An 18,026-nucleotide genomic window follows, 5' to 3' on the forward strand; every position below is an offset into this window, starting at 1 on the left:
ACACAACCACCGCTTAATCATCCTGCTCGTATCCTCTCTTAACAATTAAACGCAAGAGGATAAAACGTGAACATTTTAGGATACTTACAAAAAATTGGTAAAGCACTGATGGTGCCTATTGCCGTGCTGCCTGCCGGTGGTTTGATGCTTGGCCTTGGCTACGCTTTAGACCCTTCTGGATGGGGGGCGAATAATCCATTAGCTGCTGTGCTGGTTTATGGTGGTAAAGGGATTATGGATAACCAGGCTTGGTTGTTTGCGGTTGGTGTTGCTTATGGATTAGCGAAAGATAATAACGGTGCAGCCGCGCTATCTGGCTTACTTGGCCTGCTAATTGTCGAGATGATTGTCGGAAATACCGCCGTGATTTCTCAGATCACCGGAGTGCCTGTCGCTGATATGAGTTCTTCAGAACTGATTGCGTCCGCGGCTGCTGTTAGTGCGTTTACCGGTATCATGATGGGGATAGTGGCTGCCACTCTTTATAACCGTTTCCACACTATCAAACTGCCTGCTGCATTAGGTTTCTTTGGCGGTAAACGTTTCGTGCCCATAGTGACTTCGCTGGCTTCTATTCTGATCAGTGTTGTGATGGTTTACGTATGGCCTGCAGTTTATGGCTCCTTAGTTAATTTTGGCGTTTCGATTTCTGAAATGGGCGCTGCTGGCGCTGGCATATACGGTTTCTTCAACCGTCTTCTTATTCCCGTTGGTTTACATCACGCCCTGAATCAGGTGTTCATCTTTGACCTTGTCGGTATTAACGACATTTCTAAGTTCTGGTCTGGGACTGGCGAATTAGGCGTCACAGGTATGTACCAAGCGGGCTTCTTCCCATTTATGGGATATGGTTTACCTGCTGCATGTTTGGCTATGTATCACTGTGCTAAGCCTGAGAACAAGAAAAGAGTTGGCGGCATTCTTGGGGCGTCAGCACTGACCGCAATATTAACCGGTGTTACTGAACCTATTGAGTTTGCATTTATGTTTGTGGCGCCAGCGTTATATGTTGTTCATGCTTTGCTTGCCGCGCTATCCCTTTATATCGCCGCGAGTATGCAGTGGTTTGCGGGTTTCACTTTCAGCGGTGGTTTAATCGACTTCATTCTGTCTTTCAATTTGCCTCTCGCAATCAAACCGTACATGTTGATCCTACAAGGGTTTGCCTTCGCGGTTATCTACTACAGTGTGTTCCGATTCGCTATCGTTAAGTTTGATTTGAAAACACCGGGACGCGAAGATGCAGAGGTTGCTGAAGAGAACGAAACAACAACCAATGAGAAAGCTGCTCAGTATCTGAAAGCGTTGGGAGGTCATAGTAATCTTACTTCTATCGATTCATGTATTACGCGCCTTCGCTTAACGTTGAAAGACATTTCCATTGTTGATGAGCGTACGCTTAAAGCCATAGGGGCGATGGGTGTAGTGAAGATAGGTGCGAATAACTTGCAGGTAATTATTGGAACAGAAGCCGAAGAAGTGGCTCACTCGATGAAGCTTATTCCAGAGACACGAGATCTATCGGATGTAGTGGTTCCTAACTTCTCTGCTTAACTGGACATCAAAATAAGACAAAGGCTAAGTAATGACTTAGCCTTTTTTATATCGATTAATTATCAAAGTAGAGCCGTGCACGTAGACCTGGATTGTTGTCACGTAAGAACAGGTGTGCGTTATGCAGATTAACGACCGCATCAACCAGAGATAACCCTAGACCATTGCCTGCTTCAGAACGGCTTTGGTCAGCCCGATACATAGGGCGGCAAACATACATTTTGTCATAGTCAGAAATACCAATGCCAGTATCGGCGATGACAACACCATAGCAGTCAGCAACGATATCAATAGATCCACCGCTTGGAGTGTATTTCACTGCATTTTCCAGCAGGTTAAATACGGCTCTAAACAGCAGAGAGCGATCTCCGGTAACCTCGCAAAGGGTGTCTTGCCTGAAGGTTAAGCGTTGTTGTTTCGCTTCAGCTACTGGGGCTATGAACTCTATGGCGTCTTGAGTTACTTTGCCTAAATCAATGGATTCTTTACTGATGTTGATTTGGCCGCTGTTCAGTTTGGCAATCTCAAGCATGCTATTGAACAGTGACAGGATGAGTTCCAATTCATCATAGCAAGCGGAAATACTCGCTCTTTGAGAGAGCGATAGCTTGTCTTGATCTAGAATGTCTTCGAGACGCAGTTTAAGCCTCGCCATCGGTGTTCTCATATCGTGAGCTAAACCTGTGGTCAGAGATTTAAGGCTAGATTCGTTCTTGGCCATTTGTTCAATCATGAAGTTGAGATGAATGGCTAAAATATCAAATTCATCATCCTGCCGAGAAACCGCTATTTTGACGTTATGCTCTCCGCATAGAACGCGATTCATAGCGTGATTTACTTTTTCCAACCGCTTGAGAATAAGTACAGTTAAAAACAGTGCAGATATAATCATGACGGCAACAGGAAGAATGATCCCAGAGAAGACAATCGGAATGAGGGATTTTCGATATTCTTCAACTGCGGTTTTATTCACACCGATCTCCAGCTTGAGATTATTCCCGACCAGAATGTTATGCCTGTTTCTTTGCAAATCGATTGGGTAGTAAGAGTGTGGCAAGTCGATTTCGTCAGTTTCAATGAGGTTGTAGTAGAAAGGCGTTGTGGCGGATCGCTTGGTTTCTAAAAGTTGTCTTACATCTTCCGTGCTCTGCTGGGCTGCAAAGTTGAACTCCAAAATTTCATCATTAAGTTGTCTGGCGAGTTGTTGGCGGTGGAAATTATCTGAATCTCTGTAGACTTGATGTATCACTATGATGTTGATGAGAGTCACGAGTAAAAACAGACTTACCAATGTTTTAAATACGGATGAACGAGTTAATGCATAGTCATCGACGAAGGACATACCCGACACCTCTCACCGTATGTAACAGCCCTGAACATCCGGCATCTTCCAGCTTGCGGCGTAGGTTCGCTACATGCACATCAATGACGTTGGTTCTAGGATCAAAATGATAGCTCCAGATATTTTCGAACAGACGCATGCGCGATACCACTTGCTCACTATGTTCTACAAAGTATTGAATAAGTTGGAACTCTTTCGGCTGAAGAATGATTTCCTGCTGATTGCAGGTCACTTTGTGTGCTTTGAGATCGACTTGTAAACAGTGGTAATTAAGGACGTGTTGAGTAGTTTGGGGTCTATGTGTGCGGTTGATAATGATGTCGACTCTTGCAATAAGCTCTGCCAATGCAAACGGTTTAATCAAGTAGTCGTCGCTACCCGCTTGCAAACCATCGACGCGGTCATTGACGCTATCCATTGCACTTAATATCAGTATAGGAAGCTGCTCTTCAGCGGCTTTAATCGCGGCCAGCACTTTCATTCCATCAAGGTAGGGCAACATTCTGTCTAGGATGATCAGTTGGTATTCAGAACTTAGCGCCATCATCAGCCCTTTCTTACCATCTTCTGCTTGGTCAACAACATAGCCGTGTTCCGTTAGCCCTTTACTGACAAACTCTCGGGTTGTGCTGTCATCTTCAATGATGAGTATTTTCATAGGATGTCCTTTTTGATTGGTACTTTACTGGTGAAAGCAAGTAGGAAGGGAATGAAAAAAGTAGGCTCGCGTGACTAATGCGAGCCAATACGATTTAGGGGGTAAATCGTTAAACATTGCAGCTTTTGTATATAGGTTGTCGGGCAGATTGTATGTGAACCTATATTGAGCAGACCTTTTGGAAAGATTAAAGATAGTTAATGATGTACTCAGCTAAAAACTGAAATGTTCACGTCTAAATTGCCGTATTAACTTAATGTGCACAGTGAAACAGATAAGCATGCACAGGGTTTTGATGGCATTTAGAGATTGAGGTTTCCTTTGAATAAGTATTTGGCGTTATTGCTCATCGCATTGAGTAGTTCAGCAATGGCATTCAATGATGATGAAGATTTCAGTAAGTTATTCTTTGAAGTTGGATACAGCTGGGTTGAGCCATTGTATGTTGATGGGGATTTTGATCTCGATACAGAAATCTCAAGCGTGTTTAGCCTTGGATATAAAGTCGATGACGCAAGTTGGCTTATGTTAAGCCATCAAGATGTGCTTTCTTATACTTCAATCAGCTATAAACGCAGCATTACAAAGTGGGCTTTTGATGAGCAGCGTTTTGTTCCCTACTTCAGTGTCGGGCTTGGTATGGGGAGTGATGAAGTCGGAGATGTCGACATCAATGTCTTTGGTGTAACGGGCAACTTCGGTGTGGATTACCGAGTCAACTCTTATGTAGAGCTGACCGCTTCTGTTTCGTTAACCGACCAAAGTTTTGAAATGGATAGTAGTACAGAATCAATTTCAACTTACGGCATTTCAAACAGTGTTAACTTCGGTGTGCGAATTTACCCGTTTTAATATCGGCAGCTCTACGTTTAGAGCATGCCTTTACTGAGAAATAAATGTCCCTTCAGCCAGTTCCCATAATGCTCTCACTAATGGATTATCCAACTGTGAGCGTCGGCAACAAACCCCGAGTTGAAAGGGTTTAATCGGAGAGTAGGACAGGCGTTGAATACTGTCTCGCACAGGGCTGTTGTTAATGACAACGTCGGGTGCGATTCCTACACCACAGCCGAGCGCTACCATACTGACGATCGCTTCATGACCAGCAATCTGTGCATAGATGCTCGGTTTGATTTTCATTTTCTTAAACCAAGTATTGGCACGATCGCGGGCGGTTCCTGATTCGGGAACAATAAAAGGAATCTGGCTCCAGTCAGGTTTTTCTTTATGCAGCTCTTCAACCCAACTGCTAATTCCTATCGGCGCAATCACTGAAAGTGGTATTTCACTGATGGTAGTGAACTCAACTTTAGACGGTAAGCTCTCAGGCATGGCGGAAATTGCGATATCTGCCTCATCATTTAAAATCTTATCGATTGCCTGAGCAGGATCTCCGGTAAGCAACTTAAATTCGATGAATGGATGTTTAAGCCTGAATGAACTCAGTAGCTGCGGAAGATGGCTGTAGCTTGCGGTTACTGAACAAAAGAGGCGAATTTCACCTTTGAGTTCATGATCTTGTGCGTTGATTTGAGACTGAAATTGTGTCCAGTCGTGAACCATTTTTATGGCAACTGGTAATAACTTTTCCCCCGCTGGAGTCAGCTCTACACTACGGTTATCGCGAATAAACAGCGGGTGACCAATCTCATCTTCCAACTTCTGTATTTGACGGCTCAAAGCGGAAGGGCTGACATGCATGGATGTGGCCGACTTGCTGAAATTCTTGCTGTCGCAGATATTGAGAAACAATTTGATGGTTTTGATATTCATGAACTTTTCCACGTTGCATTTATTGCAATGACTAATTGTGAATATATCACTTTCAGCAATTAAATGTCTGCTTTAGTATGAACTCATTCGGTGCAGAGCCACCGACCCTACGGAAAGATAATTACAGGAGCACCACAATGGCTAACTATTTCAATACCCTAAATCTACGTGAACAATTGGACCAACTAGGTCGCTGTCGTTTCATGGATCGTGAAGAGTTCGCGACAGAAGCGGATTACCTGAAAGGTAAGAAAGTGGTTATCGTAGGTTGTGGTGCTCAAGGTCTTAACCAAGGCCTGAACATGCGTGATTCAGGTCTAGATGTTTCTTACGCACTTCGCCAGGCAGCAATTGACGAAAAGCGTCAGTCTTACAAAAATGCAAAAGACAACGGTTTCAACGTAGGCAGCTACGAAGATCTTATTCCTCAAGCAGACCTAGTAGTAAACCTAACTCCTGACAAACAACACACAAACGTTGTTGAAACAGTAATGCCTCTAATGAAAGAAGGCGCTGCACTAGGTTACTCACACGGCTTCAACATCGTTGAAGAAGGTATGCAAATTCGTAAAGACATTACTGTTGTAATGGTTGCGCCTAAGTGTCCGGGTACAGAAGTACGTGAAGAATACAAACGTGGTTTCGGTGTTCCTACCCTGATCGCAGTTCACCCAGAAAACGACCCTAAAGGTGAAGGTTGGGATATCGCTAAAGCTTGGGCTGCAGCAACTGGTGGTCACCGTGCAGGCTGTCTAGAGTCTTCATTCGTAGCAGAAGTAAAATCTGACCTAATGGGTGAGCAAACTATCCTATGTGGTATGTTGCAAGCGGGTTCTATCGTTTGTTACGAGAAAATGGTTGCTGAAGGTATCGATGCAGGCTACGCAGGTCGTCTACTTCAATACGGTTGGGAAACCATTACAGAAGCATTGAAGTTCGGTGGCATCACTCACATGATGGATCGTCTGACTAACCCTGCGAAAATCAAAGCATTCGAGCTTTCTGAAGAGCTAAAAGAGCTAATGCGTCCACTGTACAACAAACACATGGATGACATTATCTCTGGTCACTTCTCTAGCACTATGATGGCTGACTGGGCAAATGACGATGCGAACCTTCTTGGCTGGCGTGCAGAGACTGCAGAAACTGCATTCGAAAACTACCCAGAATCAAGCGTTAAGATCAGTGAGCAAGAGTTCTTTGACAACGGCATTCTAATGATTGCAATGGTTCGTGCTGGGGTTGAATTGGCATTCGAAGCAATGACTGCATCAGGCATTATCGATGAGTCTGCTTACTACGAATCACTACATGAGCTTCCACTGATTGCAAACACGGTTGCGCGTAAACGTCTATACGAAATGAACGTGGTTATCTCTGATACTGCGGAATACGGTAACTACCTATTCGCTAACGTTGCAACGCCTCTACTACGTGAGAAGTTCATGCCAAACGTAGGTACTGACGTAATCGGTAAAGGCCTAGGCGAAACGTCTAACCAAGTAGATAACGCGAAACTAATCGAAGTGAACAGCATCATCCGTAACCACCCAGTGGAATACATCGGTGAAGAGCTACGTGGCTACATGAAAGACATGAAGCGCATCGCGGTAGGTGACTAATAGCAAATCATTGCCAGCCAAACACTAAAAATTCAAAGGCTGGTATGGCGTTAGCGCAATAAATATAAAAGCAAACACAACAAGAACAAAAAGGGCTGAGTCGTGAGATTCAGCCCTTTTACTATTTTTCGAATTCTATTTATCGAATTACCGACGAATGGAATTATTTATCAGCCAGTTTGCTTTCCAGCTCTGCTAGCTTTTGTTCCATCTCCGTCAGCTTCTGGCGAGTGCGAAGCAGCACTTGAGTTTGTACATCAAACTCTTCACGGCTTACTACATCCAGTTTGTTAAGCTGGCCCTGAATTACTTGGCGAACTTTTTGTTCCACATCCGCACCCAGCTCTTTGACCGGTTGAGGCATTGATTCGTGAATTTGCTTAGCAATTTGCTCGAGTTTCTTTGGGTCAAACATCGGGTTTCTCTCCTATCTTTCTGGTGAACATTCTATTCAATTCGCACCAGAAAGTCGTTAATTGCTGCAATAAAAAAGGCCACAGATGTGACCTTTTGTGATTATGAGAACATGAAGTTATTCATGACTCGCCTGCTGCTCTTTGTCAAAACGTGCCAGAGCTTCGAGTTCTTTCGCTTCGACAAACACTGGTAGTGGTTTGTGTTTTTCTGCTAGGTAGCTGTAGATCACAGGTAATACAAACAGTGTGAATAGCGTACCAATAGAAAGACCAGCAACGATAACTACACCGATACTGAAGCGTTGAGCTGCACCTGCACCTGTTGCGTACATCAGTGGGATCAAGCCTGCAATCATCGCAGCGGTTGTCATCAGAATAGGACGAAGACGAACTTTCGCCGCTTCAGTAACCGCTTCAATACGAGATTTCTTATTATGCAGTTGCTCTTCTTTTGCCACTTCACAAATCAGAATACCGTGTTTGGTGATCAGACCAACCAGAGTAATCAAACCTACCTGAGAGTAGATATTCATGGTTGAAGCACCCCAAGCCAACGTAATCAGCGCACCACAAATTGCCAGCGGTACTGATACCATGATGACCAGTGGATCTTTTAATGATTCAAACTGAATAGCGAGAACCAGGAAGATGATAGCCAGTGCTAAACCGAATGTGGCGTAAAGCGCATTACCTTCGGTAACATACTGGCGAGCCTCGCCCATATAGTCATGGTTGTATCCGCTAGGAAGCTTCGTTTCTGCAACATTTTCAAACCAGTTAATTGCGTCACCCATTGCCGTACCTGGTGATGGCACTGCGCCAATAGTGGCGGAGTTTAACTGGTTGAAGTGTGGCAGTGAACGAGGTTCTGCGACTACATCAATACTGATTAAGCTGCCGAGTGGTACTGCTTTTCCATCAACAGCGCGAACAAAGTAATTCTCCATTGACTCAGGGTTTAGACGATATTTGCGTTCCACTTGCGGGATCACTTCATAAGAACGGCCATCGAGGTCAATTCGGTTTACGTAACCGTCTGCCATCATGGTTCCCAGAGTGATACCAATATCTTGCATAGTCACGCCGTAAGCACCGGCTTTATCTTTATCAATGTTGATCTTCATCGTTGCTGAGTCGTAGTTCAGATCCAAATCTGAATAAACAAACAGTGGACTTGATTTAACGTCAGTCAGTATTTCAGTAGCGATGGTAAACAGACTTTCGAAGCTGCTTGGTGTTGTTAAAACAAACTGGATCGGCAGACCAGAACCAGCACCAGGTAATTCAGGCATTTGGAATGCAGTCACAGCCATACCCGGAATGTTTTGGATTAATGAGCCCACGCGGTTGGTCACTTCAGCTTGGCTTGCTTCTCGCTCACTCCAAGGCACCATAGATGCGATACCAAACGCTTGGTTTGAGTTTGGAACCCCCGTAAATACCTGAGCAAATTGAACTTCTTTTTGCTCTGACAGAATCTTGTTCACGTCATTCATTGTGTTTTGCAGGTAGTCCAAGTTCGCATTTGAAGGTCCGGTACCCATCAGTACCACAACACCTTTATCTTCAGACGGTGCAAGTTCACTTGGGATAAACTTAAACAGCATTGGTAAGCTTGCAAACACGATGAAAGCAAACGCAATGATAACTGGACGACGTTGCATTACAGCATCCAGCATTTGAGCGTATCTCTCCGTCATACCGTCTAGGATATGGTGAACCTTTTTCTCAAACATGCTTGGCTCTTCATTTGCCTTCAGCATTTTTGAACACATCATTGGCGACAGTGTTAAGGCGACTACACCTGAAACAAACACTGCCCCCGCAAGTGTCAAAGCAAACTCTTTAAACAGAGAACCGGTGATCCCACCCATCATGGCGATCGGAGCGTATACCGCGCCTAGGGTTAACGTCATTGCGATAACAGGCACTGCGATTTCTCGTGTACCAATAATCGCAGCACGGAATGGTGTCTCGCCAAGTTTGATGTGACGGTCAACGTTTTCCAATACAACAATCGCATCATCTACAACCAGACCGATGGCCAGTACCATTGCCAGCAAGGTCATCAGGTTCCATGAGAAGCCCATTGATTGCATTACCATCGCAACACCGATCAGTGACAGCGGGATCGTTACAATTGGAATCAGTACCGCACGGAATGAGCCAAGGAACAATGTAATGACGATCAATACAATCAAGGCCGCTTCTAAGATGGTTTTAATTACCTCTTGAATCGACTCGTTAATCGCGATGGTAGAGTCATACATCACATTCATTTCAATGTTGCTAGGCAAGTTACTCTTTAGCTGAGGTAAAAGGTCGAGTACATCGGCAGCAATGTTAATTGGGTTCGCGCTTGGTGCTGCGTTAATTGCAGCAACAACCGCTTCGCGTCCATTAGCACTTGCACGATAAACATCATGACTTTTTTCCAAAGAGACTTTAGCCACATCGCTCAAACGGATGACAGAACCTTCGCCCGTTTTAACAACCAGGTTTTTAAGTTCATCGACATTCGATACTTGTGTATCTGCACTACCGTTATAAAGGACGAACTCACCCGTTGCTTGACCGGTTGCCGATTGGTAGTTATTGGCATTCAATACACCCATAACATCGCTAGCGGTTAGGTTAAGTGCCGCCATTTTTGCTGGATCAAGCCAAACGCGTAGCGCGTACTTCATACCGCCATATAAGTCGACTTTGGATACGCCGTTTACGGTAAATAGCTGCGGGTTGATTACACGTTCCAGATAGTCAGTGATCTGACTGGACGCCAATTCGTCACTGGTGAAACCGATATACAGAACAGCAGTCGTTGAACCTGTCGACATGGTGACTGACGGGTCTTCTGCTTCTTTCGGTAGCTGCGAACGCACAGAGTTTGTTTTCGCTAAGATATCCGATAGAGCAGCATTCGGGTCAGTATTAAGTTTCATCATTACCGTAATGGTGGATTTACCTAGTACGGATGACGATGTCATATAGTCAATGTTGTCGGCCTGAGCGATGGCTTGCTCCAAAGGCTGGGTAATAAAGCCTTGGATTAAGTCCGCACTTGCCCCGTAGTAACTAGTTGAAACCGTTACTACTGTATTCGTCATTTCCGGATATTCACTGACCTGCATTTTGAACATTGCTTGCAGACCAAGCAGTGCAATCAAAAAGCTGATGGATATCGCGAGAACTGGACGTTTTATAAAAACATCAGTAAAGCGCATGAGTCCTCCAATTACAGCATCGGTGTTTGAGCTGGTGGAGTAGTCGCACTGCTTTCTACTACACGAACTTTTGAGTTGTTGCTTAGACGAACTTGACCTGACGTGATCACCACATCACCAATCTCTAAGCCATCAAGGACATGAGCATCTGCACCTTTACGCTCGCCAACTTTTACCACACGTTGCTCTACGCGATCAGCACCATCGACCTTTTTCATCACATAGACACTATCGCCATAGAGAGTAAAGGTTATCGCTGTTTGAGGAACGATCACTTGGTCAACTAACTTAGGCAAAATAATGTTAGCGCGAGCAAACATACCGCTACGAAGAAGACCATCGTTGTTTGGGATATCCGCTTGAACTTGAATCAGGCCACTTTGCACGCTGACAGCAGGTTCAATAGCTGTAATTGAGCCAGTAAAAGATTTTTCCGGATATGAATCGACAAAAATATCGACCTCTTGTCCTAGAGAAATTCGGGAAATGTCGGTCTGTGAAACGGTAAAGCGTAAACGCATAATGCTGGTATCCTCAAGGCGCACAATGTCTGTGCCCGGTTGAAGATATTGGCCTAAGTAAACATTACGAATACCGACTACACCAGCAAACGGTGCTTTGATTTCACGACGTGCAATCGCTGCTTTGAGGCTTTCAATATCCGCAGACAGAGACAAGTAGCTTGCTTCTGCATCATCGTAAGACTCTTTTGAAATCGAGCCTTTGGTATACAAGCCTTTGTAGCGCTTATATTTTGCTTCAGCCGCAGGAAGGCGTGCCTGAGTACTTTTCAGGTTGGCGATTTCCACTTGTGAATCTAGCAATACCAATGGTTGATCTGTCGAGACTTGAGCGCCTGATTCAAACATTATCTTGTCGATCACACCGCTGGTCTCAGTGGTTAAGGTAACACCTTGGTTTGGTTCAATAAAACCGATAGCTTCAATCACTGGCGTCCAGTCATTAGCTGTTACTTCTGTGACGGTAACAGGAAACTCTGGTTCAGGACGGTTTGCCATGTACTCGGCGATTTTCTGTTGCTTGAATAAATTGAAACCAATCACGCTGCCAAAAAGTAGCACAGCAATCAGTAACATAAAAAAGGTCCACTTTTTCATTCGGCTCAGAGCTCCAAGTTCGTGTCGGATTAATATTCAGTTGCTTTTAAATCAATCCATTAAACACGTTTGCTAACGAGTAAACCCGAGAAGACGGTTCTGCTCGGGAAAGGTAAATTCATAATGTGGCGGTATTATGCGCAACGAAGTATTCGTTTTGCAATACACTTGTACAATAAAATGACAAATAGTTACACTTTTAACTTAGTTGGAATTGATCGCTTATGCAGACTATCATAAGCGGCCTTTATTTATCGACTCGAGAACACTATGAAGCTGAACCCTAGACAAGACGAAGCCGTAAAGTATGTATCTGGCCCATGCTTGGTTTTAGCAGGTGCGGGTTCAGGTAAAACACGTGTAATCACTAATAAAATAGCCTATTTAGTTCAGCAATGTGGTTATAAAGCGCGCAATATTGCAGCGGTGACCTTTACTAATAAAGCGGCGCGTGAAATGAAAGAGCGTGTCGGGCAGACTTTAGGACGCCAAGAATCCAGAGGTTTGATGGTTTCAACCTTCCATACCTTAGGTTTGAATATCATTCGTCGTGAGTTTAAGCACCTCGGTTTAAAAGCGGGTTTCTCTCTGTTTGACGACCAAGATCAGCTAGCGTTGCTAAAAGAGTTAACGGAAAAGCAGCTCGATGGTGACAAAGACTTGCTGCGCCAGTTGATGAGTACCATCTCCAATTGGAAAAATGACATGATCACGCCTGAGCATGCCAAAGCAAGTGCTCAAGGCGAACAGATGCAGCTGTTTGCTTTCTGTTTTGAAATGTATCAAACCCAGATGCGCGCTTATAACGCATTGGATTTTGATGATTTGATTCTCATGCCTGTGCTGCTATTGCGTGGCAATGAAGAAGTTCGCCAGCGCTGGCAAAATCGTATTCGCTATCTGCTGGTTGATGAATACCAAGATACCAACTCCAGTCAGTATGAACTGGTCAAACTGCTGGTGGGTGAACGCGCCCGTCTCACCGTCGTTGGCGACGATGATCAGTCCATCTATTCATGGCGTGGGGCGAAACCACAGAACTTGGTGTTGCTTGGTCAAGATTTTCCTAACTTAAAACTGATTAAGTTGGAGCAGAACTACCGCTCAACCAGCCGTATTCTTCGCGCAGCTAACATCCTGATTGCCAACAACCCGCACGTGTATGAAAAATCGCTGTTCTCTGAGATCCCTGATGGGGAAAAACTCAAAGTCATTTTAGCGAAAAATGATGAACATGAAGCTGAACGTGTAACCGCAGAAATCATTGCTCATAAGTTTCTTAATAGAACCGAATACAGAGATTATTCAATTCTGTATCGCGGGAACCATCAGTCACGATTGATAGAAAAGTATCTGACGCAAAACCGGGTTCCGTACAAAATATCCGGAGGCACATCGTTTTTCGCTCGTGCTGAAATCAAAGACATCATGGCTTATCTGCGAGTGTTGGTGAATCCAGATGATGACAATGCGTTCTTACGCATCGTCAATACACCTCGCAGAGAGATAGGCCCTGTCACACTGGAAAAGCTGGGCAGCTATGCCAATATGCGAGGAAAAAGCTTGTTTGAAGCGAGCTTTGAACTGGGTTTAGAACAGCATTTATCGGGAAGAGGTCTGGAGAACTTACAGCGTTTTACTCACTGGTTGGTCGCGATCGCTGATAATGCGGAACGTGGTAATACGGTTGAAGCAGTACGTTCACTGGTTCGCGATATCAACTACGAAGACTGGTTGTATGAAACCTCATCAAGCCCTAAAGCAGCAGAGATGCGTATGAAGAACGTCTCTGATCTTTACTCTTGGATAGTTGCTGACTTAGAAGGTGATAATCCAGATAAAGAAGAGAAAACACTCAAAGAGGTGGTTCAGCGATTGACCCTACGTGACATGATGGAACGCGGCGAAGACAGTGATGACAGTGATGCTGTTCAGCTAATGACTTTGCATGCGTCTAAAGGTCTTGAGTTTCCATACGTTTACTTGCTAGGTGCTGAGGAAGGTATTCTGCCCCATCAAACCAGCATTGATGAAGACAATGTAGAGGAAGAGCGTCGCTTAATGTACGTAGGTATTACACGTGCGCAGCGGGAACTGACTTTTATTATGTGTAAAGAGCGCCGCCAGTTCGGTGAACTGATAAAGCCGACACAAAGCCGCTTCTTAGATGAACTTCCGTTTGATGATGTGGAATGGGAAAGCCAGAAAAAACCGCAAACAGCAGAAGAGCGTATGGCGAAAGGGCAGGCGCACATTGCCAACTTGCGTGCGATGTTCAAAAAATAGCGTGCTCGATAGAGACTGAAATAAAAAGGGCTTGGTATAAACCAAGCCCTTTTTACATAGAAAGCGTTTGATATAGAAAGAGATTACAAACCTTCAATCATGTGCTCGATTGCTGCAACGATTTCATCGTCAGAACAGTCCATACATGTACCTTTAGGTGGCATCATGTTTAAACCGTTAATCGCATGGGTTTTCAATACATCGATGCCTTGAGCAATACGAGGTGCCCATTGGTCAGCGTTACCTTTAATTGGCGCACCGCTTACTCCAGAGGCGTGACAAGCGATACAGAAAGTACCGTAGACTTTCGCACCATCACGAGGGCCTGCAGGTTCTGCAGAAACAGGTTCACTACCAGCTAGGTAAACATCACCAACGGGTTTAATACGTTCAGCAATAGCATCATAATCAGCTTGGCTAGTTGCTAGGGCTGCAGTAGAAAAAGTTAGAGCAGCGAACAATACGCTAAAGAGTGATCGAGACATATCCTATAAACTCACTTTACATTCCGAAGGTAAGTGCTGCTTACCTATTTATATTTAGAGTAGGGGTGATTTTAAGCAACATAGTTTGTGTGTTAAGTTAACTTTGCTGTTAAATCAATGTAAACAGTGAGTGATTATATCCCGATAAGTTGTTGCAATAAACAACAAGTTGCGATCTTCAAGGTCTTAGTCACATCCTTATTGTGGTAATAGCTACAAGGATGTGACGAAAAAGCCATCAAACGGCAAAAAAAGTTGAAAAAATACTAGACGACATAGTGTGAACTACGTATTATTCCACTCCGCCGATAGGGCATGCGCCCGTAGCTCAGCTGGATAGAGCGTTGGCCTCCGGAGCCAAAGGTCGAAGGTTCGAATCCTTTCGGGCGCGCCATCCGGATGCTTACGGGATTGTAAGCGAATTGGCAAATACAGTGGTGGCCATAGCTCAGTTGGTAGAGTCCCGGATTGTGATTCCGGTTGTCGCGAGTTCAAGCCTCGTTGGCCACCCCATTATTCTGGTAACTTCGGTTCCCTTTCTTGATGAATTTCGAGATAAAACACTCGTCGGTGAATAGCGCAGCTTGGTAGCGCATCTGGTTTGGGACCAGAGGGTCGGGGGTTCGAATCCCTCTTCACCGACCACTAATTTTGGTGGCCATAGCTCAGTTGGTAGAGTCCCGGATTGTGATTCCGGTTGTCGCGAGTTCAAGCCTCGTTGGCCACCCCATTATTCTGGTAACTTCGGTTCCCTTTCTTGTGAAATTCAAGATAAAACATAAGTCGGTGAATAGCGCAGCTTGGTAGCGCATCTGGTTTGGGACCAGAGGGTCGGGGGTTCGAATCCCTCTTCACCGACCACTATAACGAAGCCTCAGTCGAAAGACTGGGGCTTTTTTACATCCAGATTTTGGGTTTTCGAACAGAGCGGGGTTCGCCTGATGTTCGGAATCTGGCTCTTCACCGGCTGTTATATAAAGTCTCGTCAGAAATGACGGGGCTTTTTGCATTCATGGTTTAGGTCTTCGAACAGAGTGGGGTTCGCCTGATGTTCAGGATCTGGCTTTTCACCGGCCACTATAATGAAGCCTCAGTCGAAAGACTGGGGCTTTTGTCGTCTTGAAGCGGAATGACGGTGAGATGGATGTTTTAATGATGTTTTTGTAATTTTATTTGCTAAACACTGGGATGGGTTTCAAATTCTAAAGGGCCATTCCTTGCGCTGGGTAAAAATCATCTAAAGTATAAGTGCGTGTATTTTGTACGAAAATGGGGGTTAGAATTTAAAAGTGACTAAATTTGCAATTTATGTGAATGAAATCGTCCGGAATAAACATCTGCACTTGTGATCTATGTTTCGATTTAATGACTGCTGTTTAATTTTAATTTGGTCATTAGTTTTTTCTTTCACTGTAATTTCTGATTTTGTTTCTATTTTGTTAACAAAATAACGTTGCTTAAATTTGATTTATTATTCACTGTGTTGATTTTAGATTGTATGGTTATTCTGTTGCTTTACAGTGTTTAAGGCTAAGTTGGTCAGTGTGATTTTACGTGCTAGATAAATGGTCAAACCATTGTTATGTGCAATTGTGGTGCATACAAATTCGATAATAGTGCTTTGAATTCGTTTTTTATCGACTTTTTATCCTATCTTTGTTGCTTTTCTGTGAAATATTTGCCAAATTGATGGGCTTGTAAATTGTCAGAATTTTGTACTGACAAGAATGGATTCACTTGTCTTCATATTACTCGTATTTTTCATCGGTGTATGAGGCGCAGACAGGGCAGAAAACTGCCGAGCAGTAGAGGTCTGGTGTAAATGTCACTTTTAGAAGTAAAAAACCTTCGTATTGAATATCCTTCGCGTCACGGTGTGCATGCGGCAGTAAAATCACTTTCGTTCAACATTGAGCGTGGTGAGATCGTCGGTGTGGTTGGCGAATCTGGTGCGGGTAAGTCTACCGTTGGTAATGCTGTTATTGATTTGCTTAGCCCTCCAGGCACGATTGCTGGTGGTGAAGTTTTCCTAGATGGTGAAAAAATTTCCGGTTTATCACCTGAGAAAATGCGCAAAGTGCGTGGTTCTAAAATTGGCTTTATTTTCCAAGACCCAATGACGTCTTTGAACCCGCTATTTACTGTTGAACATCAACTAACAGAAACTATTCATGCCAATATGAAGGTTTCCGATGAAGAAGCATATCGACGTGCGCTCTCTTTAATGAAACAAGTGGGTATTCCTCAGCCTGAAAACCGTCTTAAGCAATACCCTCACCAGTTTTCTGGTGGTATGCGTCAGCGTGTGGTTATTGCTATCGCTCTTGCTGGTGAGCCTGATCTGATTATTGCGGATGAACCAACAACGGCGCTGGATGTTTCTATTCAGGATCAAATCCTAAGTCTTATTCGTGATTTATGTATCAAGAACAACGTAGGTTGTATGTTGGTAACGCACGATATGGGTGTTGTGTCTAACGTTACTGACCGCGTCGCGGTTATGTATCGTGGTGATCTGGTTGAATTTGGGCCAACAGCGAAAGTGCTGGGTGACCCTGACCACAAATATACGCGCAGCCTGATTTCAGCTGTACCTCGCTCTGACAAGAAACTCGACCGTTTCCCGCTAGTGACTTATATCGAACAAGCGGAAGAGACAAAATCGATTGATATTAAAAACCACTGGTTAGGCAAGAGTCAGGACGACAGAGCGTACACAGGTCCGTTGCTTAAAGTAGAAAACGTTAACTTACGTTTTGTGACTAAAGATTCTTTATTCGAAAGCCGCCGTGAATACGTGCAAGCTTCAAACGATGTGAGTTTTGAAGTGTTTGAAGGCGAAACTTTTGGTCTGGTTGGCGAATCGGGTTCAGGTAAATCGACTATTGCGCGTGTTATCGCTGGTCTTTACCAGCCAAATGATGGTCGCGTGACATTTGAAGGTATTGATTTAACGGCTCTGAAATCTGAAAAAGAGCGTCGCCCAATGCGTCGTCAAATGCAGATGGTATTCCAGAACCCTTATACGTCGATGAACCCACGTATGAAGATTTTCGATATCGTTGCGGAGCCTATTCGTTTCCATAAGCTAACCAGCGGTGAAGCTGAAACGCGTCAAATCGTGAACGATTTATTAGAGCACGTAGGCCTTGGAAAAATGGCTGGCGTGAAATATCCGCACGAATTTTCAGGTGGTCAACGCCAACGTATTTCTATCGCTCGTGCGTTAGCAACGCGCCCGCGCTTATTGATTTGTGATGAACCAACATCCGCTCTGGATGTGTCTGTACAGGCTCAGATTTTGAACCTTCTCAAAGATCTTCAAGATGAACTGAACCTAACCATGCTGTTTATCAGTCACGATTTACCTGTGATTCGCCAGATGTGTGATCGCGTAGGTGTGATGAAAATGGGGACCTTACTGGAAGTTGCGCCAACGGAGCAGCTTTTCAACTCTCCTCAGCACGAGTACAGTAAACAACTGATTTCTTTGATGCCTGAATTCACAGGATTAAGAGAAGAAGTAGAAACGGCCTAAAGCCGTAACC

General features: G+C 44.3%; 12 protein-coding genes and 5 tRNA genes. 10 read left to right on the forward strand and 7 right to left on the reverse strand.

The window, feature by feature from the left end:
- The first annotated feature begins 66 nt into the window (after positions 1 to 66).
- Positions 67 to 1,554: an N-acetylglucosamine-specific PTS transporter subunit IIBC gene (gene nagE, locus AAGA51_RS00270; RefSeq protein WP_042489831.1), complete on the forward strand. Its 1,488-nt coding sequence runs from the start codon at positions 67 to 69 to the stop codon at positions 1,552 to 1,554.
- Positions 1,555 to 1,609: 55 nt separating this feature from the next.
- On the opposite strand, the gene AAGA51_RS00275 is transcribed toward nagE, so the two are convergent.
- Both AAGA51_RS00275 and AAGA51_RS00280 read right to left on the reverse strand, forming a co-directional pair.
- Complete coding sequence (locus AAGA51_RS00275; protein ID WP_042489829.1) at positions 1,610 to 2,896, reverse strand: sensor histidine kinase; 1,287 nt, start codon at positions 2,894 to 2,896, stop codon at positions 1,610 to 1,612.
- Positions 2,880 to 3,554, reverse strand: coding sequence for a response regulator transcription factor (locus AAGA51_RS00280; protein WP_042489826.1), 675 nt, complete (start codon positions 3,552 to 3,554; stop codon positions 2,880 to 2,882). The genes AAGA51_RS00275 and AAGA51_RS00280 overlap by 17 nt, the downstream gene beginning before the upstream one ends.
- 321 nt (positions 3,555 to 3,875) lie before the next feature.
- On the opposite strand from AAGA51_RS00280, the gene AAGA51_RS00285 reads away from it, so the two are divergent.
- Complete coding sequence (locus tag AAGA51_RS00285; RefSeq protein WP_156102088.1) at positions 3,876 to 4,406, forward strand: outer membrane beta-barrel protein; 531 nt, start codon at positions 3,876 to 3,878, stop codon at positions 4,404 to 4,406.
- Positions 4,407 to 4,436: 30 nt separating this feature from the next.
- Here the strand turns inward: AAGA51_RS00285 and ilvY are convergent, their stop codons facing one another.
- Entirely contained in the window at positions 4,437 to 5,327 is an 891-nt protein-coding gene (gene ilvY, locus AAGA51_RS00290; RefSeq protein WP_042489822.1) for an HTH-type transcriptional activator IlvY, read from the reverse strand.
- 137 nt (positions 5,328 to 5,464) lie between these two features.
- Here ilvY and ilvC point away from each other — a divergent pair, with 137 nt between their 5' ends.
- A complete protein-coding gene (gene ilvC / locus AAGA51_RS00295; protein WP_042489820.1) occupies positions 5,465 to 6,949 on the forward strand; it encodes a ketol-acid reductoisomerase in 1,485 nt (494 codons plus the stop codon).
- Positions 6,950 to 7,112: 163 nt separating this feature from the next.
- On the opposite strand, the gene ubiK is transcribed toward ilvC, so the two are convergent.
- The 3 genes from ubiK to AAGA51_RS00310 all read right to left on the reverse strand — a co-directional run bounded on the left by ubiK (position 7,113) and on the right by AAGA51_RS00310 (position 11,707).
- Positions 7,113 to 7,364, reverse strand: coding sequence for a ubiquinone biosynthesis accessory factor UbiK (gene ubiK / locus AAGA51_RS00300; RefSeq protein WP_042489818.1), 252 nt, complete (start codon positions 7,362 to 7,364; stop codon positions 7,113 to 7,115).
- Positions 7,365 to 7,481: 117 nt separating this feature from the next.
- Positions 7,482 to 10,589 carry a multidrug efflux RND transporter permease subunit gene (locus tag AAGA51_RS00305; protein WP_042489816.1) on the reverse strand — a complete coding sequence of 1,036 codons (3,108 nt, stop codon included), beginning with the start codon at positions 10,587 to 10,589 and terminating at the stop codon, positions 7,482 to 7,484.
- 11 nt (positions 10,590 to 10,600) lie between these two features.
- Positions 10,601 to 11,707, reverse strand: a complete 1,107-nt coding sequence (locus AAGA51_RS00310) for an efflux RND transporter periplasmic adaptor subunit (RefSeq protein WP_042489814.1) — start codon at positions 11,705 to 11,707, stop codon at positions 10,601 to 10,603.
- Between the two features lie 270 nt (positions 11,708 to 11,977).
- Here AAGA51_RS00310 and rep point away from each other — a divergent pair, with 270 nt between their 5' ends.
- The gene (rep, locus tag AAGA51_RS00315; protein ID WP_042489812.1) at positions 11,978 to 13,993 is read left to right on the forward strand and encodes a DNA helicase Rep; all 2,016 of its coding nucleotides are present in this window, start codon (positions 11,978 to 11,980) and stop codon (positions 13,991 to 13,993) included.
- 83 nt (positions 13,994 to 14,076) lie between these two features.
- On the opposite strand, the gene AAGA51_RS00320 is transcribed toward rep, so the two are convergent.
- Complete coding sequence (locus AAGA51_RS00320; protein WP_042489810.1) at positions 14,077 to 14,478, reverse strand: c-type cytochrome; 402 nt, start codon at positions 14,476 to 14,478, stop codon at positions 14,077 to 14,079.
- Positions 14,479 to 14,795: 317 nt separating this feature from the next.
- Here AAGA51_RS00320 and AAGA51_RS00325 point away from each other — a divergent pair.
- From AAGA51_RS00325 to AAGA51_RS00350, 6 genes are all read left to right on the forward strand, one after another.
- Positions 14,796 to 14,872: transfer RNA gene (locus AAGA51_RS00325), tRNA-Arg, on the forward strand.
- Positions 14,873 to 14,915: 43 nt separating this feature from the next.
- Positions 14,916 to 14,991 (forward strand) — tRNA-His (locus AAGA51_RS00330).
- Positions 14,992 to 15,046: 55 nt separating this feature from the next.
- Positions 15,047 to 15,123 (forward strand) — tRNA-Pro (locus AAGA51_RS00335).
- Positions 15,124 to 15,132: 9 nt separating this feature from the next.
- Positions 15,133 to 15,208, forward strand: a tRNA-His gene (locus AAGA51_RS00340).
- 54 nt (positions 15,209 to 15,262) lie between these two features.
- Positions 15,263 to 15,339: transfer RNA gene (locus AAGA51_RS00345), tRNA-Pro, on the forward strand.
- Positions 15,340 to 16,300: 961 nt separating this feature from the next.
- The gene (locus AAGA51_RS00350; RefSeq protein WP_042489794.1) at positions 16,301 to 18,016 is read left to right on the forward strand and encodes a dipeptide ABC transporter ATP-binding protein; all 1,716 of its coding nucleotides are present in this window, start codon (positions 16,301 to 16,303) and stop codon (positions 18,014 to 18,016) included.
- Positions 18,017 to 18,026 lie beyond the last annotated feature (10 nt).

This window comes from Vibrio diazotrophicus (genome assembly GCF_038452265.1).
GTDB classification, from domain to species: domain Bacteria; phylum Pseudomonadota; class Gammaproteobacteria; order Enterobacterales; family Vibrionaceae; genus Vibrio; species Vibrio diazotrophicus.

Coding starts and splice junctions, on each gene's coding strand:
- AAGA51_RS00275 (WP_042489829.1), bottom strand. CDS start 2,896: ATGTCCTTCGTCGATGACTATGCATTAACTCGTTCATCCGTATTTAAA.
- rep (WP_042489812.1), top strand. CDS start 11,978: ATGAAGCTGAACCCTAGACAAGACGAAGCCGTAAAGTATGTATCTGGC.
- ilvC (WP_042489820.1), top strand. CDS start 5,465: ATGGCTAACTATTTCAATACCCTAAATCTACGTGAACAATTGGACCAA.
- AAGA51_RS00310 (WP_042489814.1), bottom strand. CDS start 11,707: ATGAAAAAGTGGACCTTTTTTATGTTACTGATTGCTGTGCTACTTTTT.
- AAGA51_RS00350 (WP_042489794.1), top strand. CDS start 16,301: ATGTCACTTTTAGAAGTAAAAAACCTTCGTATTGAATATCCTTCGCGT.
- AAGA51_RS00280 (WP_042489826.1), bottom strand. CDS start 3,554: ATGAAAATACTCATCATTGAAGATGACAGCACAACCCGAGAGTTTGTC.
- AAGA51_RS00305 (WP_042489816.1), bottom strand. CDS start 10,589: ATGCGCTTTACTGATGTTTTTATAAAACGTCCAGTTCTCGCGATATCC.
- ilvY (WP_042489822.1), bottom strand. CDS start 5,327: ATGAATATCAAAACCATCAAATTGTTTCTCAATATCTGCGACAGCAAG.
- AAGA51_RS00320 (WP_042489810.1), bottom strand. CDS start 14,478: ATGTCTCGATCACTCTTTAGCGTATTGTTCGCTGCTCTAACTTTTTCT.
- ubiK (WP_042489818.1), bottom strand. CDS start 7,364: ATGTTTGACCCAAAGAAACTCGAGCAAATTGCTAAGCAAATTCACGAA.